Consider the following 26,131-nt stretch of genomic DNA (forward strand, 5'->3'; position numbering starts at 1 on the left):
TGTCGGAATCGGACCCGCACGGCAGCGTGAGCGGCTCGGTCAGGCTCTCTCGCAATTGAGAGCGCTCGAGCTGCCGCGTCTGCTTCCTGTCGCTCGTCGGATGCTCGTCGAGCTCGCTGACGGGTCGGGGTTCGCTGCGACCTGCTCGGCGCCGAAGGGCTCTCGAGGGGGCGCGGCTCCGCGCGAAAAACTCGCGTGCATTTTGTCTGCGACATCCGGCTGCGACCCGGGTCCTCCGAGCGACGAGGCGCGCTGCCGCCTCGCGAGGCAGCTCCACATGACTCGACCACTGCAACAGAGGATCACGACATCCACTTCGGCCGCGCACGGCGGACGCCCGCTCGCACTCGTCGCCGCGTTCCTGCTCGGCGCGGCCTGCGGCGGCTTCGCCGACGACGCTGACACGACGGCCAGCACCGGGCCCCAAGACCCCGACGATCCCTGCACCGCGTTCACCGACTGCGTGGAATGCGGGGACGCGGGCCTCGAGTGCGCCTGGTGTGCGGGGACATGCAGGGGCCGTCCTGACGGCGTCTCGATCAGCGACGACTCCTGGTGCGAGTGGGGCTTCGCGGAGGGCGGCAAGGCTTGCAAGGACATCGACGGCGTCAGGCTCGTCGAGAGCACGCTCCCGATCGATTGTCGCTCGTCGGTGAACGAGGAAGACCCGCGCTGTCGGGTCCCCGACGACGACAACGCCGCCGAGCTCGGCGCGGGCCCGGCCTTCCCCGGCGGCCTCGGCGGCCTCTTCGGCGGCTACCTCGACGGCGCCGGCAACCGGGTGATCCTCGGCGCCATGACCAATCGCCCGGGCGACGAGCTCGGATCGATCTGGACGGCCGACCTCGTCACCGGCGATCGGGCGCTCGTCTCGGGCGCCACCGAGGACCCGATCGTCGGCTATCTCGAGCGCGGCGCCGGCCCGGCCCTCGGCACGCGGGTGTTCGACATCGACCTCGCCCCCGACGGCGCTTGGATCGCGTACGCCGACGCGGGCCTGTTCCGGGTCGACCCGGACTCCGGCGATCGCACTCGACTCTGGTCCTACGAGACCACGCCGTGCGTCCATGTCGGCATCGCCTTCGCGCCGAACGGCGTCGACGGCAGCTCGGTCGCGGTCGGCCCCGACGGCACGATGTACATCGCCTCCGGCGAGGACGAGAACGTCGATCCAGCCCCGGACAACGGCGTGTTCGCCATCCAGCCCGACGGCTCGTGCCGCATCCTGACGATGACCTCGTCCGCGACCGAGCGCGTGGTCGGCGAGGGCCCGCTGGTCGGCGGTGATTACCGCGGACTGGTGCTGCAGGCCGACAAGCTGCTCGCGCTCGGCATGCCGGGCGATATCCACGAGATCGACCTCGCTACCGGCGATCGCCGCCTCGTCACCAGCGAGACGAAGAACGTCGGCGAGGGGCCGCCCGCCGACTATCAATACCTCGCAGTCGCGAGCACCGGCACGCTGCTCGCCTCGGGCGACAGCGTCGACTCCTTCGCCGACGCGACCCGGGCGATGACGGAGATCGACCCCGGCTCCGGCGATCGCAAGCTCCGCTGGGCTTACCGGGGACCCGCGACGTCCTCGCCCCGGCTGACGTGGCTCGCGCCGCACCCGGACCTGCCGGGGATCTACGTCGCGGTCGAGGACGGCCACTCCCTCGTGCTCTACGAGCCCGCGAGCGGCAACACGAACCTCCTGTCGCACTGACGGGCTCGCTGCCCCGAGCGCGAGCAGACGATCGCGATGCGCCGGCCGATGGTGTGGCACTCTGCACACCATCGGCCGGCAGCTCCGGCCGCCGAACGGAGGACGACATGATCACGCTCTATGGCTTCGGACGCATCTTTCCCGAGGGGCGCGGCGAGACGAAGGACCTCCGGGCGCAGTGGGCGCTCGAGGAGACCGGGCTGCAGTATCGAGTCCACGCGCTCGACCACACCGGCGGCGAGCTCGACGGCGACGCCTTCAGCCGGATCAGCCCCTTCCACCAGGCGCCGGTGATCGACGACGACGGCTTCATCGTCGCCGAGTCGGCGGCGGTGGTGCTCTACCTGGCCGAGAAGGCCGGCAAGTTGATCCCGGGCGACGTCCAGGGCCGCACCCGCGTCGTCCAGTGGTGCTTCGCCGCGGTCAGCACCGTCGAGCCGACCCTGGTGTGCCTCGATTTCATCGACATCTTCGACCGCGACGGGGCCGCTCACAACGTCAAGACGGAGGCGCGCAAGATCGCCGGCCGCTGGCTCGCCGACGTCGAGCGCCGCCTCGAAGGCCGCGAGTGGATCGCCTGCGACGACTTCACGGCGGCCGACATCATGATGGCCGGCGTCCTGCGCGGCATCCGTAAGACCGATCTGATGGAGCCGTATCCGCGGATCGAGGCCTACTACGAGCGGGCCTTCGCCCGCCCGGCCTGGCAGCGCACCCTCGCCCTCTACGCCGAGCGCGTCGGCGTGAGCGTCGCCGACATCCGCTAGCGCCCGGCGCGGCCCGCGACCGCCGCTGCGGGCCCGCGGCGTCGTTCGCTCGACATTCCCGAAGCAAGCACTTCAGTACGTGCTCCCGGATTCATGATTGTCGACGCGCAAAAACCCGCGCTCACGACAGGGGCACGGCCCGCATAGTACGGTGGTCCGACTCGCCCGAGCTACCACGCATGGCAGGCACCACGCTCTTCACCCTCCTCGACGACCTGGCCGCGCTGCTCGACGACGTCGCCGTCCTGACGAAGGTGGCGACCAAGAAGACCGCCGGGGTGCTCGGCGACGACCTGGCCCTCAACGCCGAGCAGGTGGCTGGCGTCATCCCCGAGCGGGAGCTGCCGGTCGTGTGGGCGGTGGCCAAGGGTTCCCTCGTCAACAAGGTGATCCTGGTGCCGCTCGCCCTGCTGATCAGCGCCGTCGCCAGCTGGGCCATCACGCCGCTGCTGATGCTGGGCGGCGCCTTCCTGTGCTACGAGGGCTGCGAGAAGCTCGCCCACCGCTACCTCGCGCCGGCCGCGGACGCGCGCCGCGAGGCCGCGCTGGTGCGGGCGATCGCCGACCCCGCCGTCGACATGGTCGCGTTCGAGCGGGACAAGATCCGCGGGGCCGTGCGCACCGACTTCATCCTGTCGGCCGAGGTCATCGTGATCTCGCTCGGCGCGGTCGCCTCGGCGCCGTTCGCCACCCGCGTGCTGACGCTCGTGGCGGTCGCCCTGCTCATGACCATCGGCGTCTACGGCCTGGTCGCGGGCATCGTCAAGCTCGACGACGCCGGCCTGCATCTCAGCAAGCGGACCGGTCCGACGCGCCGCTTCGGCGAGCTGATCCTGCGCGGCGCGCCCTACCTGATGAAGGGCCTGTCGATCGCCGGCACCGTGGCCATGTTCCTCGTCGGTGGCGGCATCCTCGTGCACGGGATCCCCGGCGCCGAGGCGCTCGGCGAGCGGCTCGCCGCCGCCGTCCCGGGCGCGGGGTTCGTCATTCCCAGCCTGTGGAGCGGCCTCGTCGGCCTGCTCGCGGGTGCGCTCCTGCTCGCAGTCGTCACCGGCGTCCAGCGGCTCGTCCGCGGCCCGCGTGAGGCCACCGGCGGACAGCCGTGAGCCACACCTGAGCGACGCCGCCTGCACCGTCCTGTTCTGCCGCCGACTCTGGGAGCGATGGTTGTAGGCACCAGCCAGAGTGAGTATGCATGCGCCGTGAGCTACTCGGGCACGCAGGTCTACTTCCCCCCCTCGACCTCGTTCGACGCGATCGGCACCGCGCTCACGACTCGGTTCCCCCTGGCGACGCGGACCGCGAGCGGCAGCCAGGTCGTGCTCTCGTTCGGCGGCGTCAAGGTCGTCCGCGTCGCGCACGAGGCCTACGATTACGTCGCCGAAGAGGCGCAGTGGCTCGGCACGAACGCGGCGCCGGACATCCGCGACGCCCTGGCGCGCGCGACCCATCGCGTCGTGATCACTCCCGACGATCCGGCCGCCGACCCCGACGACCTGTACAATGAGCTGCTGTCGGTGTTCGAGGCGCTGTACGCGATGCCCGACGCCGTCGGCGCCGACCCGTTCGACGGCTCGCTCCATCGCGCTCCTGCGAAGGACGCGGTATCGACGAAGCAGCGCGCCGCGAAGAAATCGGCGAAGCCCGCGGCGAAGAAGCCAGCGGCAAAGAAGTAGTCGGTCCTGCTCGGCTGCGGCACCACCCTCTTCGGTGTCGCCGTTGGAGTGATCGGGTCGTGCAGGATCGGGCGCGGAGGCGCCCGGTTTCGCTCGCGCCGGTGAGAAATCGGGGGGTCAGGCCCAATTGATCCGCGCGCGGGGGCCACAGCCGTAGGTAGGCACTGCACGATCATGCACCTTATCACCCGCACTCTCTCGCTCCGCGCGCCTCGACCAGGGGCGCCCGTAGTCCCTTTGTCGGCCCATTCCCCTCGCGCGATCGCCCTCGTCGTCGGCGTCCTCGTCTGTACCGCGACGGCCGGCGACGCCAGCGCCTTCCATTACGACATTCACGGCAACATCATCGACGACGGCCTCGACTTCCTCAACCCCGGCGCTCGCAGCGAGATGAGGGACGAGCAGTACTTCCTCGATACCACGACCCTCCTCTCGTACAAGATCCACTTCGACGCCTGTAATTTCTCCAACGCGATCGGCGTGATCAACGATCACTACTTCGATGACATGTTCGCCGGCGCGGGCGGCGTGATCGCCGAGTTCGATCCGGAGGATCCCTCGCCGTTCGACGCCGCGGACGAATTCGGCCAGCTCCTTCACACCCTGCAGGACTTCTACTCCCATTCGAACTGGGTCGAGATCGGGCGGACCGACATCCTCGACGGCGGAACCGGCGAGTGGTCGCCGCTCGAGCCGTGGTCGCTCGTCCGCAGCGACGTCATCGTCATGGAGGGCGAGACCTTGCCGGACGGCTTCACCGCCTCCTCGGGGACCGGCTTCGTCCCGATCGTCACCGACCCGGACATCGGGCCCCTGTTCGGGCTCTACAGCGGCGTCGTCGACGGCACGACCAGCGACGAGTGTATCGACAGCGTCCACTTCGAGCACGACGAGATGAGCAAGGACGAGGCCGGCCGGCCCGGCCACGAGGCCGCGCGCAGCCTGGCCGTCGACCAGACCCGGCACGAGTGGTGTCGCCTCCTTCACCTCCTGGACCACGAGTACGGCGCCGCCGGCCCGGCCACGGCCATGGGCCTGTGGTTGTCGAAGACGGGCTCGCCGCACCCCGAGGGGACGCCGTGCGCGGTCAGGCCCGGCGGCGCGCTCGAGATCACCGTCCACGCCCTCGACGCCACCGTGCTCGAGGACACCGACGACTTCGGCGACGGCGAGATCAACCTGCGCACCATCCTCTTCACGCGCGACCTCCGGCGCTCGGCCCGTTCGCAATCGCCGCGCCAGATCATCGACGAGCCCGTCTCGGTCACGCCGCCGCCGGACGTCAAGCTCTGCGTCGACGCCACCGACGACCTCGCCCTCACCATGCAGGGCTGGGACGACGACGACATCGGCGATCCCGGCGACGACGGCATCCCCGGCGAGATCGACGACCACGGCAACGACGACGACGAAGCGTTCGCCGGCGTGACCTTCGACCTCGGCCCCGCGGCCGACGCCGAGGGCGTCTACACGGACAGCTCCACGCACATCGACGTGCAATTCCAGGTCACCATCACGCGGACCGACGACGACGGCGACGGCCTCTCCAACTGCGAGGAGGTCGTGTTCGACACCGACCCCGACAACCCGGACAGCGACGGCGACGGCCTGGGCGACGCCGAGGAGGTCAGCCTCGGGCTCGACCCGAACGATCCCGACACCGACGACGACGGCCTCCATGATTACGACGAAGTGTTCGTCTGGGGCACCAACCCGTTCGAGCCCGACACCGACAACGACGGCCTGGAGGACGGCTTCGAGGTGGACCACGACCTCGATCCGACCGACGAGGACACCGACGACGACGATCTCGGCGACGGCGAGGAGCTGCTCACCTACGGCACCGATCCGAAGGACGACGACAGCGACGACGACGGCCTCGAGGACGGCGCCGAGGTCTTCATTCACAATACCGACCCGAATGACGAGGACACCGACGACGACGAGCTCGGCGACGGGGCGGAGGTCAACGTCCACGGCACCGACCCGTTGAACCCCGACACCGACGACGACCTCCTCGAGGACGGCTTCGAGGTCGCCCACGGCACCGACCCGCTGAACCCCGACAGCGATGGCGACGGGATCATCGACGGCGCCGACATCGAGTTCATCGAGTCCGTGCTCGACGCGCTCCCGCCCGGCTCATTCCAATCGGGCGGCAATCAGAACGCCTTCTCCTCGCAGCTGAAGAACGTCGAGAAGGACGTGGCCAAGGACAAGATCACCAACGCGCTCGCCAAGCTGGCGCAGCTGCGCAGTCATTGCGACGGCTGCGGCAGCGGACCCGACGCCAACGACTGGATCGTCGACTGCGCGGCCCAGGCCGAAGTGCGCGCCGTGCTCGATCTCCTGGCCGCCAATCTGCCGCAGCTCCCCTGATCCGACGACCGGGCCGTGCGGGGCCTGGCCTGGCACCGCTCGCCGGCGCGCTCGCGCGACGAGAGGCACCTTCGGGCTCGGCCTGGCCGCCGCGCGTCCAGCTACGTCTCGACGTCGGCATCGAGTACCATGGCGACCGCACCTGGCGGACTGTCGTCCTGCCCACCCATGAAGCCGGCCGAACGCAAAGTCGTCATCGCCTCCTCGCTCGGCACGCTGTTCGAGTGGTACGACTTCTTCCTGTACGGCGCGCTGGCGGCGGTCACCAGCAAGCACTTCTTCTCGGCGGTCAACGACACCGCCGCGCTGATCTTCGCCCTGCTCGCCTTCTCGGCCGGCTTCATCGTGCGCCCCTTCGGGGCGATGGTGTTCGGGCGCCTGGGCGATCGTTCGGGCCGCAAGCGCACCTTCCTGATCACCATCGTCACCATGGGCCTCGCCACCGTGTTGGTCGGCTGCCTGCCCTCGTACGAGCAGATCGGCCTGGCCGCCCCCGTGTTGCTGATTTTTCTGCGCCTGCTGCAGGGCCTGGCGCTGGGCGGCGAATACGGCGGAGCGGCGATCTACGTCGCCGAGCACGCCCCGGCGGACCGCCGCGGCGAACACACCGGGTGGATCCAGACCATGGCGGCTGGCGGCCTGCTGTTGTCGCTCGGCATGATCGTCGCCACTCGCGCCTCCGTGGGCGAGGACGCCTTCGCCGAGTGGGGCTGGCGCGTCCCGTTCCTGCTGTCGGCGCTGCTCCTGGCGGTGTCGATTTGGGTCCGGCTGTCGCTGGACGAATCGCCGGTGTTCCGGCGCATGCAAGCCGAGGGTCGGCTGTCCAAGGCGCCCTTGCGCGAGGCTTACGGGCAGTGGCGCTACCTCAAGCTCGGCCTCGCCGCCTTGTTCGGGATCATCGCCGGACAGGCCACTCTCTGGTACACGGGCCAGTTCTACACCCTGTACTTCCTCACCCAGACCCTCAAGGTCGACGGCCTAACCGCGAACCTCCTGGTCGGCGTGGCGGTGGCCGTGTCCGCGCCGTTCTACGTGCTGTTCGGCCGCGTATCCGATCGCATCGGGCGCAAGCCCCTGATCGTCGGCGGCTGTCTGCTCGCGGCGCTGCTGTACCTGCCGATCTTCAAGGCGATCACGCACCACGCCAACCCGGCGCTGGAAGCAGCGCGCCATTCGGCGCCGGTGGAATTGGTCGCCGACCCGGCGCGCTGCGCCTTCCAGTTCAACCCGATCGGCGAGGCCGACTTCATCAGCTCGTGCGACATCGCCAAGAGCGTCCTGGCGCGCAACGCTGCGAGCTACACGAACGTGCCGGCGGCGCCCGGGAGCGTGGCAGTGGTGCGCATCGGCGGCCTCGAGCTCCCGGCCTTCGAGGGCGACGGCATGGACGAGGCGGCGCGCGAGGCCGCGATCGCCCGCTTCGACGCGCAGGTCGTCGCCAGCTTGCGCGACGCGGGCTACCCCTCCGAAGCCGACCCGAAGACGCAAAACAGGCCGGTCCTGGTCCTGCTGCTGTTGGTATTGAGCATCCTCTCGGCGATGACCTACGCCCCGGTGGCAGCGACATTGGTCGAGCTGTTCCCGGCGCGCATCCGCTACACCGCGATGTCGATCCCCTACCACGCCGGCAACGGCTGGATCGGCGGCCTGCTGCCGCCGATGGCCTTCGCCCTGGTGGCTGCCACCGGCGACCCGTACGCAGGCCTCTGGTACCCACTCTTCTTCGCGGTGCTCACGGTCGTCGTCGGCACCCTGCTGCTCCCCGAGACACGCGGCGCCGACATCGACGCCGATCGCGACGCGGCATCGAAGGTGCTGTAAATGACGGCTGCCGAAGCGGGCCGCGAGCGTGTGATGCGACAAGCGACGACTGGGTATGCGTCATGCCCGCCTGGCCGCGGATGAGCTTAGCAGCTCGGGCAGCTGCGCGAGGTTGCGGCTCATCGCCGATTGCGTGATGTGCAGCCGCAGCGCGACCGACAGCCGCAGCTCGCTCATCGCCGCCGGCAGCGTGACACGCTCGATCCGCTGCGCCGGAGCACATGTCCCATGAGACATGCGCAGTTCGACCTGGGCCATCAGGCGTGCAGCAGGAGGACCGCGTCGGCGCCGAGCCATCGCTGGACCGCCTGCGCCTCGAGCCGGCTGAGACCGCGAGCGCACAGGCCCGCCACGACTTCGTCGGCGGGCGTCGAGCGCGGGAGCGATGCCGCGGCGAGGCGCGCGACGAGCCCCTCCGCCTCCCAGTAGCCTCGCTTGGGCCAGTACCACACGAACGCGGATTCGGCCCCCCGCGTGATGTAGTGCGCGACGGTGCCGAAGGAGCGCCGCTCGCCGCGGTCGACGAACACGACCTCGGCCCTGTCCGACGACGTGCCGGGTTCCTGGATCAGGAACGTGCTGCCCTCCGCCTGCAGGTCGTCGAACATCGCCACGAACTCGTCGGCGTCGGACGCATGCCAGCGGAACGCCTCGAAGCCGAGCAGGTTGAGCCGGCCCCCGTGGTTGCCCGCACCGCTGCTGCCGACCTCGGCCAGCATGTCCTTGAAGACCCAGCCGAAGTGCATCGGGCCGGCCTCGGCGGCGAGCGCGTGCGCATGCGCGGGGAGCCGGCTGGCAAGCGCGGCGAGAGCGGCCGCGGAGACGGGGGAGCCGACATTGTCGTGCAGGACGTGAATGTCCGGACGCATGGAGAACACGCGGATCCAGCAACGAAGCAGCTGCGCGAGCGTCAGGCCGTAGGTGTCGACCTGCGCGGCGCGCAGATCCTCGCTCGCGCGCGTCACGGCCGCCGGATCGCCGGTCTTCTGGCGCAGCAAGCCGACATCGAGGTCGGCCCGCGCCTCGACCTGCCGTTCGGAATCGGAGAATGCGGACGAAGCAGCAGGATCGGGGCGGCCGTCGCGCTGCGCGTCTGCGACGGCGATCCAGCGATCATCCCGCTTGAAGACGAGGCCGCCGTTCTGGAAGTCGACGTCCTCGTACATGAAGCGGACGCACATGGCACCGTCGCGGTCGACGGCGCCCCAGCGGTCGCCCTCTCGCCAGGGGAGAATGCCGTTCGTCCGGTCGAGGACGCTGTCGTGGGCGTTCGTCCACGCGATGACATTTTCACCGCTCTCGTTGTACGTGGCCAGCAGCTTGTGGAGATACCAATGCTCGTCGTCGCGCTTGAACGTGTAGATATTGCCGGGGTCGGCCTTGAGCCACCCGTCGACCTGCTCCGACTTCAGCTGGTCGCCGACCTTGATGCGGGCGAGGTGCGCGGGATCGCTGAAAAAGACCTCCAGGTGATAGGAGGTCGGGAGCTTCATCGCCGCGATCATCTTCTCGAGGGCGGCGTCGTGATCGATGTTCTCCCAGTCGATGTAATTCTCGATCGCGGTGATGCGCGTCCTGGCGATGAACTTGTCGACGTTCTGCAGATCCAGGAGGTACTCCCCTTGTTCGTGCAGAGACAGCGGCGCCAGCAGCGGCTTCAAGGCCCGACATATGGCGAAGTCACCGCGGCGACTCCACGCCAGGGTCCTCAGGACGAAGAATCGCGAGACCGCCATTCGCCGGACGCCGTCCGTGCTCTTGATCTTGAAGGTCACCGACGATCTTTCGGAATCTACCTCGGCGACCTCCAACGAGAATTTTGTCGACATGAGTCGTGTTCGCTCGCGGCAGCGCTGGTAACACGCAGGGGTGGTGGCGTCAACGACGGGACATGATCGATCCGGTGATGCCGAGCGATTGCGAGCCGCCTTGACGTCGACTTGACCGCGCTTGCGCTCGAACGCCTCGCCTCAATATGCACACGACACCGCCCCGGTATCGCCCACGGGCCGAGATGAAATATGTCCGCAATTGTTTGCGGGGCGGTGGGCACTTACCGAGACGAGTCGACCGCGTCCCGCGCGCGCTCCGGCTCGGCGAACCAAGCGCCGTCACCCATGATGACGCGAATGTCCTCGGTCGAGAGGACGGAGGCCTTGACCATGTCCGAATCTCTATACTTCGATTCCACGCATCCGGCCGCGGAGGCGGCGTCCGAACCCGGCAATCTTCCGGCGGCGAGCTTCAGCCCGATGCCGTGGCCGGTGCAGCCGCGTATCGGCGGCCTCGCGGTCGCGCGACCGGGCCGCGTATTGTCGCAGGACGACGCACTCGCGCTGTTTGGGCTCGCGGGCGACGCGTTCGCCGAGTCGTTGTTCGCGCGCTCGGGCGTCCGCTCGCGCCGGCTCGCCCTGACGCCGGAGCTGTCGAAGACCACGCTGCAGCAGCGCACCGAGCACACGGAGGAGCAACTGCTCATCATGGCGAGCGAGGCCATCGACCAGCTCGGGATCGATCCGTCGCGGATCGGCACGGTCATATCCTCGACGCTCTGGTCGCTCGGCGGCCCCTCGCTCGCGCATCGCCTCGTCGAGCGCTACGGTCTGCGCCCCGACACGGACAAATATCATATCGTCGGCGTCGGCTGCGTCAGCTCGGTCCCGCTGCTCCGGCTCGCCGCGCAGGCGCTCGCAGCCGACCCGCTGCGGCAGGTGCTGGTCGTCGCGGCCGAGTGCTCGAGCGGCCTCTTGACCGCGGTACGCGCGGACGAGCGGACCAAGATCGTCGGCTCGGCCCTGTTCGCCGACGGCTGCGCCGCGGTGCTCCTGTCGGCCGGACCGGGCGCCGGCGGCCCCGCCGTGCTCGCTACTCGCGTCCATCAGGTCCCCGGGAGCCTCGACAAGGTCCACATCAAGGTGGCGGGCGACGAGAGCAGCATGTTCATGACGCGCGAGCTGCCGAGCATCGTCGACGCGCAACTGGGCGGCGTCACCGACAGCTTCCTCGCGCAGCAAGGCCTGCGCCCGGCCGCGATCCGCCACTGGCTCGTGCATCCCGGCGGGCCGGGCATCCTCGAGGCGGCGCAGCGCTCGCTCGGGCTCACGCGCGAGCAGCTGTCGGCGAGCTGGGACGTCCTGGCCCAGCACGGCAACATGGGGACCGCGACGAGCCTGTATGTCTTGGACCGGACGCAGCGGCAGCACACGCCGCGCCCCGGCGACCTCGGCCTGATGATCACCGTCGGCCCGGGCATCACGATCGGCCACATGCTGCTCCGCTGGTGAGCCGCGACCACGGCTCACCCGCGTCGCGGTCGCGGACCAAGGCTGCGACGCGGCGGCATGCGGTGAGAAGCCTGACCCTTGGTTCAGGTGATGCCGCCAGACGGTCCGCCCGGGCTCAGGCCGCTGAGAGAGCGTCGATGCCGGACCGCATGCGTTGACGCAATTCGGCGACGAGCATCCCGGTCCGGGCAGCGTGCCCCGCCAGTCGCCGCCCCTCGCGCGAAATTGGGGCTTGCGCGAGCGGGCCTGGTGATGTCATTCTGTCGGCGACATGTTCGCGTTCATTCGCCTGCGCTGAGCTTCGCAGTACCGCCCGCAGATCGCGTGCTCCGGTCGATCCGGCGCGTAGGTCGCGAGTGCGAGTGCTGCGGTGCCGTGCCCGCATTTCCGTCCCTTCAGTCCCACGGAATGCCCGGGCGCGGCGTCTCATGCCGCCGAAAGACGCAGCCGCGTCGAGACGTCGTCTCGCCGCGCCGGGCACATGAGCCGCGCGCACGGGCTTCCCAGCTCGCTCGGGCCTACGGGCCGCGAGCGGAGGAGTCCATCGTATGACCAAACATTCCAGGCATCCTTCCACCGTGCGCTCCATGCCGCGGGCCCTCGTGCTCGGCCGGCAGTTCCCTGGCGACACCGACGCATCCGTGCACACGGCCCTCGAGGAGCTCGAGAACCTGCTCGCCCAGCTCGAGGTCCGCGTCGTCGCCACCCTGATCCAGCGCCACCGGAGCGCCGATCCTACCCTCGGCGAGGGCAAGCTCGCCGAGATCGCGGCGCGCGTCGCAGAGCTCCGCGGCGACGCCCAAGAGGAGGAGAAGCTCCTCCTCGTCGTCGACGACGCGCTGAGCCCCGTCCAGCTCCGCGCCCTCGAGGACGCGCTCGCGGACGTCGAGGTGATCGACCGCGCCAGCGTGATCCTCCGGATCTTCGAGAAACACGCGCGGACCCGGGTCGCGCGGCTCGAGGTCGAGATCGCCGCGCTCACCCACGCGCTCCCGCGTGTCCGCGAGGACAGGTCGCTCGGCGGGCGCGAAGGCGGCGGCGGCGGCCGTGGCGAGCGCGGTCACAGCAACGTCACCCTGAAGAAGCAGGAGCTGCGCGAACGTATCGCCGGCCTGCGCCGGGAGCTCGCGGGCCTGCGCGCCGCCGAGGAGACGCAGCGAGCGCGCCGCAAGGACCTGCCTCGCGCGGCCCTGGTCGGCTACACCAACGCGGGCAAGTCGTCGCTGATGCGCGCGCTGACGGGGAGCGAAGTGCTGGTCGAGGACCGGCTGTTCGCCACCCTCGACACCACCGTGCGGGCGCTGTCGCCGGAGACCGCCCCGCGGATCCTGGTGTCGGACACCGTCGGCTTCATCCGCGAATTGCCGCACGAGCTCGTCGCGTCGTTCCACGCGACCCTCGCCGAGGCGCGCGACGCCGGGCTCCTGCTCGTCGTCGTCGACGCGTCGGACCCGCAGTGGCGCACGCAGCTCGCGGTGACCCGCGAGGCGCTGGCGACCATCGGCGCGGGCGCGGTGCCCTCTCGGGTGCTCCTCAACAAGATCGACCGGGTCGACGCGGCGACCCGTGCGGCGCTGGCCGAGGAGCTGCCGGCGGCGCTGCAGATCTGCGCGCACGCGCCGGAAGACGTCGCACGCCTGCGCGCGGCGCTGATCGAGGCGTTCGACGCGTCGCAGGTCGACGACGTGCTCGAGGTGCCGTTCACGGAGGGGCACCTGCTCGGGGAGATCCGCGCGCACGCTCACGTGCTCGCGGAGACGTACACCGAGGCCGGGGCGCTGCTCCGCGTGCGCGCGCTGCCGGCGGCGCTCGAGCGCTGGCGCGGCCTGCTGTCGACGGTGCGGCCGATCACGAGCCCGGCGGAGCTGCTCGCGGTCATCTGCCGGCACGGGCTCGAGCTGCAGGCCGAGGACGCCGACTTCGATCGCACGGGGCTCGATTTCCTCGTCGTGCATGCGCGCGACGAGGCGGGGACGCCGTGGATCGTGCGGACGCCGCGTCGCCCCGACGTGACTGCGTCGGCCTACGTCGAGGCGCGGGTGCTCCGGCTGGTGCGCCCGCGCCTGCCGGTGGCCGCTCCCGAATGGCGGGTGCATGCACCCGACGTGATCGCGTACCCGCGGATCTCCGGCACCCCGGCGGTGACGATGACGCCGGAGGGCCCGCAGTGGAACATCCTCGATCCGGCGGCGCCGTCCGAGGCGTTCATCGAGTCGTTCGCGCACGCGCTCGCGGCGTTGCAGTCGATCACGCCGGAAGCTGCGAGCCGCGCGGGCGTGCCGACGTCGACGATCGCGGAGGTGCGCGCGGCGCTGTCGCGGTCGATGGACGCGACCCGCGAGGCGCTGCAGCCCTCGGAGGCGGTGTGGCAGCGCTGGCAGCGCTGGCTGGCCGACGACGCGATGTGGCCGCAGCACGTGGCGCTGGTGCACGGGGACCTGCACCCGGGCCACATGCTCCTCGGGGCAGACGGGCGACTGGTCGGGATCCTCGACTGGACGGAGGCTCGGGTGACCGACCCCTCGATCGACCTGGCGCTGTTCTGCGGGTGCTTCGGGCGGCCGGCCCTCGCGCAGCTGGTCGAACGCTTCGCGCAAGCGGGCGGGACGACGTGGCCGCGCCTGGTCGATCACGCCGCGGAGCGCTGGGCCGCCTTCCCGATGCTCATCGCCGAGTGGGCGCTCCGCACCGACAATCCGACGGTGCTCGAGCACGCGCGCGGACAGCTCGCGGCGGTCACTGCCGAGACCGCCGCGTAAGCGCGGCGAGTGTCGTGCCGACGACGCTGTCGCCGACCTGGCGCTCGAGACAGGTCAGGTCGGCGGCTTCGACTCTTCTGCGCCGTCGCGGAAGGGTAGTTCCGTTCAACCGGGAATTACCTCAGCCCCGCTCGGTGAAGCATTCGCCGCCCCCGACCCTGGTCGGGCCGAACTCGCCAGCCCCCGGCGGCGGCGACGGAGCTTGCATGTTCAGCGAGCTCGTCAGTCGCGGGAAGCAGCGCGTGCGTGCGTCGCCGAGCTCGCGGACGAGCTGGACGAGCGGCGGGCCGAACTCGTCGAAGGTCACCAATTCGAGGTTCAGCTCGGCGACTCGCGGCGACAGCCGCTCGCACTCGTCGCGGTGCACGAACGCATAGTGAGGGCCCGTGCTGCCTCGACAGTCGTCGACCACCGCGAGCAGCTCCGCGAGAAGACGCTCGTCCATGAAGCCGAAGCCGAAGAACGCGAAGCTCTTGTGCGCGAGGAAGCTGCGCAGGGTCGCCAGGGCCGCCGAGAACCGCCTCTGCAGCGAGGCCGAGTACAGGCGATCGTAATCCTCGGACGTCAGGATGATCGAGTCGAGCTGCTGGATCATGCCATGAAGGTGCCAGACGGCCGGCTTCTCGGTCCTGCCCGCCAACGCGGCGAGATAATCTGCGGGTACTCCCGTCGGCCAGTACTCGCAGGCCGGCGGGCACCCGGTCGTAATTCGTAGTCACGACCACGTTGCTGCCGAGCGACCAGATCGATTCGGCCCACGCCAGAGTGCTCCGATCGATCTCGGCGATGTCCGGATCGAACTGATGCAGCAAGAATTCTCGCCACCCCCGAGGGAGCCTCGAGCGGGATGCGTCGAGGCGGATGGCCTACTGCGCGATGGTTGCGAGGCACGCGCGAGGGTGAGGGTCGCGGAGGCTGCCGCCAGTGGCGGAATGGCGCAGGTTGGCCCGCGAGCAAACGCCGACGGACACGCCGCGCCGCAGCCCTTCCGCATGCAGGGACGACCCTCGCGCATCGTGCCGGGCGCCAGGTGCGCCTGACCGCGAACCGCGTTTCATGGATCCGTCCGCGCTCGACCTCGAGGACCTCTGGATCAGCCACGACTGCTCGATCCATCGGCCGACGATTTTCCGCGGGGGCTCTGACCGACACATCCCAGCGCCGCGCGCCTCGTCGCCCAAAGGAATGCGGCCTCTCCCCAGAGCACGAAACACAAGCCGCTACCGGCTCGTCCGCGCACCTCGACCGCGAGCCAGCGTCGATTCAGGCGCCGCGGGGCCTGTGTTACAAGCTCGGGTCATGCGCTTCACTTTCGCCCTGACCTCGCTCTCGCTCGCGCTCGCGCTCTCCGCCTGTGGCGACGACGGCGGCGACACGACCACCGACGCGGCGACGACCGACGACACCTCGACCGGCACCACGACCGGCGAGCCGACGACCGCCGCGCCGACCACGGGTCCGACGACCACCGGCACGACCACCGGCGAGCCCGGCACCAGCACCACGACCACCGGCGAGCCCGACACCACCACGACGACCACGGACGAGACGACCGGCGACGAGAACGCGCCGATCGTCGTCGAGGGCTTCAGCCACCCGGAGTCGATCCTGATCGACCCGGTCGACGGCGTCTACCTCGTGAGCAACATCGGCGGCAACCCGGACGCGGTCGACGACAACGGCTTCATCAGCCGCGTGCTCCCCGACGGCACGATCGAGGAGCTGCAGTGGATCTCCGGCGAGGCCGGCGACTTCACGCTCGACGCCCCCAAGGGCATGGCGATCGTCGAAGACATCCTCTACGTCGCCGACATCACGGTCGTCCGCAAGTTCGACCGCGTCACCGGCGAGCACCTCGGCGACATCGAGGTCGAGGGCGCGTCGTTCCTCAACGACCTCTCGCCCGACGCCGACGGCAACGTCTACGTCAGCGACACCAATACCCAGTCGATCCACAAGATCGACCCGCTGGACGCCGTCTCGCTGCTGATCTCCGATGATCAGCTCGCCGGCCCCAACGGCCTGTATATCGACGGCGAGGTCGTGATGGTCGTCGGGTACGACGGTCAGACCGTGTGGCGCATCGGGCTCGTGGACCCGATGCCGTACGACTTCACCCTGCTGCCGACGGGCGGGCTCGACGGCATCGTCGGAACCGGCTTCGGCTGGCTGGTGTCGAGCTGGGACGCCGAGGCGGTCTACTACAGATCCGACATCATCCAGCGCGACCTCGAGACAGTCATCGAGGGCATCAGCTCGCCGGCCGACATCGAATTCGACTCGGCCAACAATCGCATCCTGGTCCCGCGCCTGCTCGCCGACACGATCGAGTTCCACTATTTCACGGGCATCTGATCGCTCCGCGGCGCCTGCGGGCATTCGCCTGCTGTCATTTTTCCGGCTGCACACGGCCGCGGCGGACCCGGCGACGCTCCCCTTCTGCTGACCCGGCGATCGTGCTCTGCCGGCCGGACCCCGGGCTCGCCCTGAGCGTCCACGCCGCGGCCCACCGTGCAGTCGCCAGCGCCTCACGGGAGCCGTCCCGGCCCGGCCCGCCGGTCCTTCTAGCGCGCCGCCGCCTGCGGTACCCTGGGCGCATGCAGGGGCACCGTCCCACTCTCCTCGCCGTCAGCCTCGCCCTCGTCGCGTGCGCCGGCGAGCTGCGCGAGCCGGCGACCCCCGTGTTGCCGCCGACCACCGTCGCCACCCCCGCTCCGGCCTCTTGCGAGCCCGCCCCCGCCCCCGCGCCCACCGCCCGCGAACGGCGTCGCCGCGAGCGTGGCCCGACCGACGGCAACTTCGTCTTCTCGCACTTCAGCGCCGGCGTGTTCAGCACGATCCTCATCCAGCCTGCCACCTACTGGGTCGCCACGCGCGTCGGCGAGACCGGCCACGGCCTCGGCCCCGCGGTCGGCGCCCTCGTGCTCGGCGCCTTCCTGCCGCCGATCCTCAACTACACCGTGCAGTGGGCGGTCGGGCGCTCGATCGCCCCGGGCCGCGATCGCTTCTGGCCGGGCTTCCTCGTCAATCAGGTCTCACACCTCGGCATCTTCATCGGCGCGGTGGTCGGCGGCGCCGACTTTCGCAACCTCGGCCACGCCACCGCGATCGTGCTCGGCGAGGCGTTCCTCAACAGCGGCCTGGCGACGATGACCGCCGAGCTGACCCGCCGGCCGCGCGCCGCCACGGCGGCCACTGCGACCACGGTGATCGTACCGGTCCTGGAGTTCAAGTTCTGATGCAGCGGCTGGTCCTGTCCTGTTGCATGGTCGCCTCCCTCCTCGGCGCCCGCGAGGCCGCCGCGGCCTGTCCGGCCGGCGTCACCTGGCCCGCGGCCGACTGGCCCGAGGCGCTCGCCGAGGGCCCGACCGTCGCAGCCGCCGACGAATATCTGTTCACGCTCACCGGCCGCGACGAGGACCGCGAGGGCATCCGCACCGACGGCGTCGTCATCGTCCACCGCGGCCGCGTCATCTACGAGCGCTACGCCCGCGGCTACGCGCAGCACAACCGCCACCTCGCCTGGTCGGTGTCCAAGAGCTTCCTCAACGCCATGGTCGGCGTCGGCGTCGGCCGCGGCGCCCTCACCGTCGACGACTCGATCTGCGATCATTACGACGCCGACGGCGAGCTGTGCGACATCACCGTCGGCGACCTGCTCGACTGGGGTTCGGGCATCGACTGGAACGAGGGCTACGAGGACGATCCCTATTATCTGTCCTCGGTGATCGCCATGCTGTACGGCATCGGCTCCGGCGACATGGCCGCATTCGTCGCCGCGCAGGGCCTCGCCGAGGCCCCCGGCACCATCTATCGCTACAGCTCCGGCGACACCGTGCTGCTGTCCGCGGTGCTCGCCAGCGCCCTCGGCTCCGACCTCGCCGACGATTACCCGTGGGAGTTCATCTTCGACCCGATCGGCATGCAGAGCGCGATGTTCGAGCGCGACCAGGTCGGCACCTACGTCGGCTCGTCCTACGTCTACGCGACCCCGCGCGACCTGGCCCGCTTCGGCTACCTGTTCCTGCGCGACGGCTGCTGGGACGGCCAGCAGATCGTCCCCGAGGGCTGGGTCGCCGCCAGCACGCAGCCCAACCCGTCGTTTCAGATGGGCAATTCCTACGAACATTTCCTGCGCGACGGCGACGCAGTGCCCGGCCGTCACTGGTGGCTCAACCTGCCGGTCCCCGACCTCGCGCACGAGCGCCGCTGGCCCGCCGCGCCGCCCGACACCTTCGCCGGGCTCGGCCACTGGGGGCAGACCATCTTCGTCGTCCCCTCGGCCGACCTCGTCCTCGTGCGCACCGCCGACGACCGCGAATCGGGCTTCGACCAGAACCGCTACCTCGAGCTCGCCCTCACCCTCGCCGCGGAGGACTCGCCGTGACCCGCCGCGCCCTGCCCGTCCTCGTCGCCCTCGCCCTCGCCGCGTGCAACGCCGAGGCCTACGACAACAACGACGCCGAGCTCGCCGTGCGCCAGAAGGCCAAGGAGATGTGCTCCTGCCTGTTCGTGATGGAGCTGACCGAGCAGGAGTGCGCCGCCTGGACCCGCGTGTCCCCGAACGTCGCCAAGGCCACCATCGACCGCCAGAACAAGCGCGTCCACGCGGTCGCGCTCGGCTTCTGGGCCGCCGACGCCCGCTTCGACGGCCGCCACGGCTGCGTCCACGATTGATCGCGGGCGAATGCGCCGAGTCGCCTCGCCGGTCGAGCGTGACGATCGAGGTCCGCCGGACGCAGCTTCCGGACAGGTGTCATGATTCCCCGCGCGGGGGTGGACAGCCTCTGGCGAGCGCGGCCAGCGATCGCAGTGGCTGTCCGAAGAGCCAGATCTCCCCGAAGCTGGGCGGCGCGGCGGGCGATCGCTGGCGCTCCGCCCGCCGCGAATGATGAGGCTTCTCCCGAGGCTCGTGCCGGCGCTCCGATCCGTCGCTCCGTGAGCAATCGGGTCGGTGCTGCGGAGCACGACGTCCTCGTGTGATTGGGGCGAAGAGGAGGTGGATCCCCTCGTGCGCCCATCGCCGAGCCCGCCCTGCGACGCAACCACGCCATCACGTACGACGCGTCAGGATGGGGCGCGGAATCTGCGCCCCGCTCGCCCGAAAGATTACAGGGGATGTCTTCTGCGCCATTTCTCGATAGCAGCGAACGACCCCCTAGCCGAAACCCCAGCCACCGACAGGGAGTGGGAAGCATGAGTGCTCTGGCAGAGCTCATCGAGCGACAGAAGGACCGCGTACTGGCCGCGTGCGAACAGCACCTCGCAGCGCGCGGCATACGCGCCGAGCACGTCCCGCAGCACCTGGACACGCTGTGCCAGGCTTTGCGGGGCTCGGGGGATTCGCAGGAGTCGAGCCTGCCCGACGAGGTGCAGGAGATCGGCGCCCTCGTCGACGCGGTGATGGAGCTGCCGGGCGCGGCGCCGCAGGACGTCCGGGACCTGGCGGTCCTCGCCCGCTGGAGCGCGGCCTGCAGCGCCGGCGCGGTCGCCGAGCGGTTCCGGGCCGACTCTCGCCGGCCGCTCGAGCTGTTCGAGCAAGCGCCCGGGTTCGTCGCGTTTCTCCGCGGGCCCGAGATGGTGTTCGAGGTGGCCAACGCCGCCTACCACCAGCTCGTCGGCCACCGCCAGGTCGTAGGCAAGACGGTCCGCGAGGCGCTGCCCGAGCTCGAGGGGCAGGGCTACTTCGAGCTGCTCGAGCACGTCTACGACAGCGGCGAGCCGTACATCGGCACGCAGCGCAAGGTGGTCCTGCAGCCGAGCCCGGACGAGGACTCGTCCGAGGCGTACCTCGACTTCATCTATCAGCCGATCCGCGACCCGCACGGTCAGGTGACCGGGATCCTCGTGCAGGGGCAAGAGGTCACGCAGGTCCGGCTCCTCAACCAGCGCGGCGAGCTGGCCGAGGCCGCCCTGCGCGCCTCGGAGGAGCGCTACCGCCGGCTGTTCGCCTCGATCGACGACGGCTACTGCCTGCTGCAGATGATCGTCGACGCCAATGGCGAGACCGTCGATTATCGGTTCCTCGAGGCCAACTCGGCCTTCGAGACGCACACCGGCCTGACCGGGGTGATCGGAAAGACCGCGCGCGAGGTGGTGCCCGGCCTCGACGACTCATGGTTCCGCCTCTACGGCCGCGTCGCCGAGACCGGCGAGACCGCCAAATTCGAGAACCACGCGCCCGCCATGAATCGCTGGTTCGAGGTCTACGCCACCCGGGCCGGCCCCGCGGAGCTGCGCCAGGTGGCGCTCGTGTTCAAGGACGTAAGCGAGCGCAAGCGCATCGAGGCGCACCGCGCCGAGCTGTTCGCGCTCGAGAGCGCGGCGCGGCGCGAGGCCGAGACGGCGACCCGGCTGCGCGACGAATTCCTGGCCACGGTGAGCCACGAATTGCGCACCCCGCTGACCTCGATCCTCGGCTGGGCGCAGATGCTGCAACTCGACGGATTGTCGGCCGAGCAGCGACGCCACGCGATCGACACCATCGAGCGCAACGCCCGGGCCCAGGCCCAGCTCATCGAGGACCTCCTCGACGTGAGCAGCATCCTCGCCGGCAAGCTGCGCCTCGAGGTCCAGACCGTCAACATCCGCGAGATCGTCGAGGCCGCGCTCGAGACCGTGCGCCCGGCCGCGGAGGCCCGAGGCGTGCGCCTGCAGGCCACGCTCGCCTCCGGGGCGACGGTGATGGGCGACCCGCAGCGGCTGCAGCAGGTGGTGTGGAACTTGCTGAGCAACGCGGTGAAGTTCACGCCGCGCGCGGGCCGGGTGCAGGTGCTGGTCGAGCGGCGCGACTCGTCGGTGGAGATCGTGGTGGCCGACACCGGCAAGGGCATCGCCCCCGAGTTTCAGCCGCACGTGTTCGAGCGCTTCCGCCAGGCCGACGGGGCGACCACGCGACGCCACGGCGGGCTCGGCCTCGGCCTGTCGATCGTCCGCCAGCTCGTCGAGATGCACGGCGGGACCGTCGGCGTCTTCAGCGAGGGCGAAGATCGCGGCGCCAGCTTCACGGTGCGGATCCCGCTGGCGGTCACGCTCCGCCGCGAGATCGAGGCGCCGGAGACCCTGCGCAAAGAAGCCGCGAAGCAGGACCTGCACTGTCCGCCCGAGCTCGCGGGACTCCGGGTCCTGATCGTGGACGACGAGCGCGACACCCGAGAGATGCTGGCAATGCTGCTCCGGCGCTGCGGGGTGGAGGTGTTCCTGGCGGCCTCGGCGGCCGAGGCCCTGCGCCGGATCGAATCGGAGCCCCCCGACGTGCTGATCTCCGACATCGGCATGCCGGGGGAAGACGGCTATTCGCTGCTCGAGAAGGTCCGAAGTCTGCCCCGCGAAGCCGGCGGCAACGTCCCCGCGGTGGCCCTGACGGCCTACGCGCGCTCGGAAGACCGCACTCGCGCCCTCCTGGCAGGATTTAATAACCACGTGGCAAAGCCGGTCGAACCCCTCGAGCTGCTGGCGGTCATCGCCTCGCTGTCGTGGCGGACTCGCAAGGCCTCGACGTGAAGCGAGGCGCGGAGCCCCGCGGGATTCGTGTGGGCTGGGGAGTCTGGGCAGCGGTCCGACTCCCGCGGTGCCGTCGGTGGTGGTCCCTCCGCGTAGCGACGCTCGCGCAGTAAGACTTGCTTCTCATGGACATGCTCTTTAGGGCATGTCCTTTGGCATATGTTCTCGAGGACATGCCTTTAAAAACATGTTCGCGGGGTCAGAACATGTCGCTCATCCACGGGGTGCCGCCGGCGAACACGCCGGCCGCGGCGCGCAGGACCGCCGGTTCGCCGGACACGAGGCCGAGGACGGCCGCCTGGGCGGGGGTGGCGTAGCCGCTGTACATGCAGGCGAGGCCGCGGGCGGTGGTGCGCAGGTCGCCGCGGCCGCCGGGCTCGACGACGGCCTGGCCACCCTGCACGCGCAGGACGAAGCGGCCGTGGTTGGCGGGCACGAGCGGATCGTCGACGTCGAGGTGGACGTCGGCGTGCACCGCGGGCGAGTAGCCGCGGGCCGCGAGGGCGCGCGGGACGTCGACGATCCGCAGCAGCCACGAGTCGAGGAGCTCGCTGCGCTGTCGTTGCTGCGGCAGCAGCTCGAACAGCGGGTGCGTCGGCCCGCCGTGGAACACGAGGTCGACGCCGGCCATCGCAAAGTTGGCGAGGAACTCGATCAGCCGCCGACCGGCCCACGCCTCGGTGAAGGCGAGGTCGGACAGGAGGATGTCGAAGACGCCCAGCGAGCGCTGCGACTGATGGAGGTAGAGATATCCGGCGAGCCGGCCGTCGTCGTCGCGCGCACCGAAGCCGAGGTACTCGACGCCGCGGAACTTGTGGATGCGATGCCAGATGTACGGCCCGCGGTCGAGCGCGCCGTCGTGCAGCGCGCCGAAGGCAGCGTGGCAGGCCCGGACCTCGGGGCGGTCGTCGTCGGCGAGGGGGACGACGCGGCCGCGGGTCTCGCGGGCGGCGAGCTGGGCGAACGGGATGGTGTGGCGGAAGCGATAGCCGGCGTGCTCGAAGCCGACGCCGCGGTAGAGGGTATGGGTCGAGGCGTACAGGCCGGCGAGCGGCCAGCCGGCGGCGGCGGCCTCGGGGACGAAGGCGTGCATCAACGCCCTGGCGTGGCCGCGGCCGCGATCTTCGGGGGCGACGGCGACGCCGGCGACGCCGAGCATGGGGACGCTGACGCCGCCGAAGTACTGACCCATGGCGATCTGCAACAGGCACGCGGCCGGGCGCTCGCCGTCGCGGAGGACGCGGAGGTTGTCGAAGCCGGCGAACTCCATCCAGCTCTCGATGGACTCGTGCGTGGCCCCGAACGCGAGCGCGAGGTTGCGGACGACGGCGGATCTGTCGCCCGCGCGGAAGTCGGTCAAGGCGCGCTCGTGCATGCCGCAGCATACCTCGAGGGACCGGAGATGGCGCGAAATAGCGAGGGCCTTGCGAGTCCGGGGCGCTCGACGACCATGATGCCGTTCTGGTCTTTGGGACACGTGCTGACGCTGTGGTATTCGACCTGCGGCCATCTCGCAGCCTTGTCACCCAAATCACCGATTCGTGACAGTGTTCCAATCCCAGCCGCAAATGGTCTGGGCCACAGCAAGGCGAGGCTCGCCCCATGGTCGCGCCGGGCCCGGAAGATGTTTCCTTCGCGCCGTGCGTCGGGACCCCGACGCGCCTGCGCTGCTGGACAGCGGCGGAGCTCTGCGAGAGGTTAGGCGCATGCTCGCCCTCACCCATGAGCCTGTCGCCTCCCTCGCAGACGACGAGCGCCGCGTCCTCGCGGCGAGGGCCGCGGTGCTCGTGCTCGGCGTCCTGCTCGTCTGGCCGATCGTCGCGGCGCTCGTCGCCGGGCTCGAGTACGCGTCCCTCGACCTGTCCCGCGGCGCCATCCCCACGCTCGCCGAGCGGGCCACTCTGACAGTGTCCGAGGGGCTCGCCCGCCTCGTCGTGATGCTGCTGCTCGTGCGCCGCGCGACGCAGGCACCGCGGGCCGACGCTCGCCCCCTGTCGCTGCTCGGATGGCTCGCCCTCGCGCTGCTCGTCGCCGCGTCGGTCGGCGCCCACGCGGCGCTCGTGTGGCTCCCGGCCCGCGTCGCCGAGGCGATCGGCGCGCTCGGGGTGGAGCCGCTCGCTGCGTGGCTGGAGCAGACCACCGACTTGACACTCCTCCGGCTCGCGCTCGACATGGCGGCAGTCCTCGCGGCGTTCATCTACGCGGTCGTGCGCTGGCAGTCCGCACAGCGACGCTTGCCGGGCACCGCCCTCTAGTTCAGCCGACGCCTTCGAGCGCCTCTGGACCGCCTGCTGCAGACCGCGGCTCGACGGCTCCGCGCCGGGCCGCGGGCACCGAAGCCGCAATCGACGCCGAGTCGCGGTGTACGTCACCGGTCCCTTCCCCCAAGCGATGACGATCGACGGCCACCCGCTCACCGCAATCGCGGATCACGACACGGTGCTGACGAAGCTGTGCCCGTGATTCGAGCCCGCACGGGACCCGACCTGCCGCCTGCGAACCCTTCGCTGCATGGATAACCCCAGCAAACTCACTTGGGTCTCGCGCACCGGTCCCCTGGTGAATGCCCGAGCCACGTAAAGCCGCTTGCGCCGCTTATGGCCCCTCGGTATGCTCCGGGCGAAAATGCGCGTGTTCAGATTATTCTCGACCTTCTTGGGCCCACTGGTGCTGGCGAGCGGATGCGGCGGCGTCGATCCGGCCGCCACCACCGGCGAAGCTTCGCTCGATCCCTCGACCGGCAATCCCTCGACGAGCACGAGCACGACCACGACCACGGGCCCCGGAGACACGGCCCCGACGACGAGCACGAGCACCACCACGACCACCAGCGAGAGCACGGGCGTCGGTCCCACCACCGCGGACACCGAGGCGACCAAATTCGACCTCGGCGCCGGTGAGACCCAGGGCGAGACCGAGGGCGGCTGCCCCGTCGCTCCGAACGACGCCAGCATCACGGGCACCGTCTACGCGCCCAACCAGGTCATCCCCGTCAGCGGCGCGCTGGTGTACGCCACCGACACCCAACCGGAGGGCATCCCCGACGAGGTGTACTGCACCGAGTGCGTGCAACTCGCGTGCGAGACTCAGTTCGCGCTGACCAAGCCGGACGGCAGCTTCGACCTGGCCGTGCCCTCGGGGTCGAAGTACGTGGTGGTGCAGAAGGGCCAGTTCATGCGCGTGACGGAGATCCAGCTCGCCGCCGGCGTCAACCCGCTGCCCGTCGAAGTGACCTCCCTGCCGGACCACCGCGACGCGGCGAACGGTCTCTACATCCCCAACATCGCGCTCGGGCTCGGCTCGTACGATCGCCTGGAGGACGCGCTCGGCAAGCTCGGCCTCGCCGACACGCTCGTCGACCCGGGCTCCTACTCCGAGACCCTCGTCGAGGGGACCCAGCAATTCGACATGTGGGACAACGGCGGCGACGGGCTGTACTCGACGGTCGGCTCGGTCGGCGAGCTCGTGCTCGACTACGCCAAGCTGTCGAAGTACCACGTCCTGTTCATGCCCTGCTCCTCCGATCCATACCTCTCCGAGTTCTTGTCGGAGCTCGGCAAGGAGAACCTGCGCAAGTGGGTCGCGGCGGGCGGCAAGTTCTACGTCTCCGATTGGTCCAACGAGTACCTGTCGGCCGCCTTCGACCAATACCAGACCTTCTATCAAGACATGGACTTCGGCGGGCCCGACCTGTTCTCGCCGTACGACTCGCTCGGCACCGTCCTCGACTCCGACCTGCTGGCCTGGCTCGAGGCGCTGCCGCCGGCCCTGAAGGACATCAACCCGCTGAACGGCGGCTTCGGCCACCCCGTGATCTCCGCGCTCCCGCAGATCGAGACCGTGGACAACTGGTCCGGCGTGGCCGCGACCCCGCCGGTGCTCGTCGACGACGGTATGGGCGGACAGATCGACGTGGGCCACAAGACCTGGATCGAGGGCCCCGGCGACGGCTACAACGCGCCCAGCGACCCCCCCAACCCGCTGACCATCACCGGCCACTACGGTTGCGGGAAGATCATGTTCACCACCTACCACATGGCGGAGGCCTCGGACTCGTACATCGGTCTGACCCCGCAGGAGCTGGTGCTGTTGTATCTGATCCTCGAGATCGGGGTCTGTCAGGAAGCGTTCGAGCCGCCCCCGCCGCCGCGCTGATGAAGCCGCCTGCGCTTCTGGACAGGGGGTGAAGCTCTGCGCGAGGGTGTCGCGTGCTCGCCCCCGTTCATGAGCCTGC

19 protein-coding genes are annotated in these 26,131 nt (G+C 70.1%); 15 read left to right on the forward strand and 4 right to left on the reverse strand.

The genetic code is table 11. From position 1 onward, the window contains the following. Positions 1-277 precede the first annotated feature (277 nt). The 6 genes from OV090_RS37425 to OV090_RS37450 all read left to right on the forward strand — a co-directional run bounded on the left by OV090_RS37425 (position 278) and on the right by OV090_RS37450 (position 8,351). The gene (locus tag OV090_RS37425) at positions 278-1,708 is read left to right on the forward strand and encodes a hypothetical protein (RefSeq protein ID WP_267709516.1); all 1,431 of its coding nucleotides are present in this window, start codon (positions 278-280) and stop codon (positions 1,706-1,708) included. A 107-nt stretch (positions 1,709-1,815) separates the two neighbouring features. After that, on the forward strand, positions 1,816-2,475 hold the full coding sequence (locus tag OV090_RS37430; RefSeq protein ID WP_267709517.1) for a glutathione S-transferase family protein: 660 nt from the start codon (positions 1,816-1,818) through the stop codon (positions 2,473-2,475). Positions 2,476-2,654: 179 nt separating this feature from the next. After that, a complete protein-coding gene (locus tag OV090_RS37435) occupies positions 2,655-3,581 on the forward strand; it encodes a DUF808 domain-containing protein (protein ID WP_267709518.1) in 927 nt (308 codons plus the stop codon). A gap of 96 nt (positions 3,582-3,677) precedes the next feature. Then, positions 3,678-4,151 carry a hypothetical protein gene (locus OV090_RS37440; RefSeq protein ID WP_267709519.1) on the forward strand — a complete coding sequence of 158 codons (474 nt, stop codon included), beginning with the start codon at positions 3,678-3,680 and terminating at the stop codon, positions 4,149-4,151. Positions 4,152-4,388: 237 nt separating this feature from the next. Further along, complete coding sequence (locus OV090_RS37445) at positions 4,389-6,530, forward strand: hypothetical protein (protein ID WP_267709520.1); 2,142 nt, start codon at positions 4,389-4,391, stop codon at positions 6,528-6,530. A gap of 168 nt (positions 6,531-6,698) precedes the next feature. Next, positions 6,699-8,351, forward strand: coding sequence for an MFS transporter (locus tag OV090_RS37450; protein WP_267709521.1), 1,653 nt, complete (start codon positions 6,699-6,701; stop codon positions 8,349-8,351). A 60-nt stretch (positions 8,352-8,411) separates the two neighbouring features. Here the strand turns inward: OV090_RS37450 and OV090_RS37455 are convergent, their stop codons facing one another. Next, positions 8,412-8,609: a hypothetical protein gene (locus OV090_RS37455; protein WP_267709522.1), complete on the reverse strand. Its 198-nt coding sequence runs from the start codon at positions 8,607-8,609 to the stop codon at positions 8,412-8,414. Further along, positions 8,609-10,012 carry a hypothetical protein gene (locus OV090_RS37460; RefSeq protein WP_267709523.1) on the reverse strand — a complete coding sequence of 468 codons (1,404 nt, stop codon included), beginning with the start codon at positions 10,010-10,012 and terminating at the stop codon, positions 8,609-8,611. Before OV090_RS37460 ends, OV090_RS37455 begins: the two co-directional genes overlap by 1 nt. A 501-nt stretch (positions 10,013-10,513) precedes the next feature. Between OV090_RS37460 and OV090_RS37465 the strand changes: the two genes are divergently transcribed. After that, positions 10,514-11,635 carry a 3-oxoacyl-[acyl-carrier-protein] synthase III C-terminal domain-containing protein gene (locus OV090_RS37465; RefSeq protein ID WP_267709524.1) on the forward strand — a complete coding sequence of 374 codons (1,122 nt, stop codon included), beginning with the start codon at positions 10,514-10,516 and terminating at the stop codon, positions 11,633-11,635. A gap of 587 nt (positions 11,636-12,222) precedes the next feature. Continuing rightward, complete coding sequence (gene hflX / locus OV090_RS37470; protein ID WP_267709525.1) at positions 12,223-14,394, forward strand: GTPase HflX; 2,172 nt, start codon at positions 12,223-12,225, stop codon at positions 14,392-14,394. 121 nt (positions 14,395-14,515) lie between these two features. Here the strand turns inward: hflX and OV090_RS37475 are convergent, their stop codons facing one another. Then, the gene (locus tag OV090_RS37475) at positions 14,516-15,034 is read right to left on the reverse strand and encodes an SIR2 family protein (RefSeq protein ID WP_267709526.1); all 519 of its coding nucleotides are present in this window, start codon (positions 15,032-15,034) and stop codon (positions 14,516-14,518) included. A 659-nt stretch (positions 15,035-15,693) separates the two neighbouring features. Between OV090_RS37475 and OV090_RS37480 the strand changes: the two genes are divergently transcribed. From OV090_RS37480 to OV090_RS37500, 5 genes are all read left to right on the forward strand, one after another. Then, positions 15,694-16,749, forward strand: coding sequence for a hypothetical protein (locus OV090_RS37480; protein WP_267709527.1), 1,056 nt, complete (start codon positions 15,694-15,696; stop codon positions 16,747-16,749). 242 nt (positions 16,750-16,991) lie between these two features. Next, positions 16,992-17,633, forward strand: coding sequence for a hypothetical protein (locus OV090_RS37485; protein ID WP_267709528.1), 642 nt, complete (start codon positions 16,992-16,994; stop codon positions 17,631-17,633). A 26-nt stretch (positions 17,634-17,659) separates the two neighbouring features. After that, positions 17,660-18,781 carry a serine hydrolase gene (locus tag OV090_RS37490; RefSeq protein WP_267709529.1) on the forward strand — a complete coding sequence of 374 codons (1,122 nt, stop codon included), beginning with the start codon at positions 17,660-17,662 and terminating at the stop codon, positions 18,779-18,781. Beyond that, on the forward strand, positions 18,778-19,071 hold the full coding sequence (locus tag OV090_RS37495) for a hypothetical protein (protein WP_267709530.1): 294 nt from the start codon (positions 18,778-18,780) through the stop codon (positions 19,069-19,071). The genes OV090_RS37490 and OV090_RS37495 overlap by 4 nt, the downstream gene beginning before the upstream one ends. Before the next feature lie 519 nt (positions 19,072-19,590). Further along, positions 19,591-21,897, forward strand: a complete 2,307-nt coding sequence (locus tag OV090_RS37500; protein WP_267709531.1) for an ATP-binding protein — start codon at positions 19,591-19,593, stop codon at positions 21,895-21,897. A 199-nt stretch (positions 21,898-22,096) separates the two neighbouring features. On the opposite strand, the gene OV090_RS37505 is transcribed toward OV090_RS37500, so the two are convergent. Beyond that, entirely contained in the window at positions 22,097-23,272 is a 1,176-nt protein-coding gene (locus tag OV090_RS37505) for a GNAT family N-acetyltransferase (protein ID WP_267709532.1), read from the reverse strand. 331 nt (positions 23,273-23,603) lie between these two features. On the opposite strand from OV090_RS37505, the gene OV090_RS37510 reads away from it, so the two are divergent. Then, positions 23,604-24,152, forward strand: a complete 549-nt coding sequence (locus OV090_RS37510) for a hypothetical protein (RefSeq protein WP_267709533.1) — start codon at positions 23,604-23,606, stop codon at positions 24,150-24,152. Between the two features lie 376 nt (positions 24,153-24,528). Then, positions 24,529-26,052, forward strand: a complete 1,524-nt coding sequence (locus OV090_RS37515; protein WP_267709534.1) for a hypothetical protein — start codon at positions 24,529-24,531, stop codon at positions 26,050-26,052. Positions 26,053-26,131: the final 79 nt, after the last annotated feature.

Origin of the sequence: Nannocystis sp. RBIL2 (genome assembly GCF_026626745.1) — a bacterium.
Classification (GTDB): Bacteria; Myxococcota_A; Polyangia; order Nannocystales; family Nannocystaceae; genus Nannocystis.

Bases quoted from the DNA above. Each gene is read 5' to 3' on its own strand.
- OV090_RS37425 (WP_267709516.1), top strand. From the start codon at position 278: ATGACTCGACCACTGCAACAGAGGATCACGACATCCACTTCGGCCGCG.
- OV090_RS37430 (WP_267709517.1), top strand. From the start codon at position 1,816: ATGATCACGCTCTATGGCTTCGGACGCATCTTTCCCGAGGGGCGCGGC.
- OV090_RS37435 (WP_267709518.1), top strand. From the start codon at position 2,655: ATGGCAGGCACCACGCTCTTCACCCTCCTCGACGACCTGGCCGCGCTG.
- OV090_RS37450 (WP_267709521.1), top strand. From the start codon at position 6,699: ATGAAGCCGGCCGAACGCAAAGTCGTCATCGCCTCCTCGCTCGGCACG.
- OV090_RS37455 (WP_267709522.1), bottom strand. From the start codon at position 8,609: ATGGCCCAGGTCGAACTGCGCATGTCTCATGGGACATGTGCTCCGGCG.
- OV090_RS37465 (WP_267709524.1), top strand. From the start codon at position 10,514: ATGTCCGAATCTCTATACTTCGATTCCACGCATCCGGCCGCGGAGGCG.
- hflX (WP_267709525.1), top strand. From the start codon at position 12,223: ATGCCGCGGGCCCTCGTGCTCGGCCGGCAGTTCCCTGGCGACACCGAC.
- OV090_RS37480 (WP_267709527.1), top strand. From the start codon at position 15,694: ATGCGCTTCACTTTCGCCCTGACCTCGCTCTCGCTCGCGCTCGCGCTC.
- OV090_RS37485 (WP_267709528.1), top strand. From the start codon at position 16,992: ATGCAGGGGCACCGTCCCACTCTCCTCGCCGTCAGCCTCGCCCTCGTC.
- OV090_RS37490 (WP_267709529.1), top strand. From the start codon at position 17,660: ATGGTCGCCTCCCTCCTCGGCGCCCGCGAGGCCGCCGCGGCCTGTCCG.
- OV090_RS37500 (WP_267709531.1), top strand. From the start codon at position 19,591: ATGAGTGCTCTGGCAGAGCTCATCGAGCGACAGAAGGACCGCGTACTG.
- OV090_RS37505 (WP_267709532.1), bottom strand. From the start codon at position 23,272: ATGCACGAGCGCGCCTTGACCGACTTCCGCGCGGGCGACAGATCCGCC.
- OV090_RS37510 (WP_267709533.1), top strand. From the start codon at position 23,604: ATGCTCGCCCTCACCCATGAGCCTGTCGCCTCCCTCGCAGACGACGAG.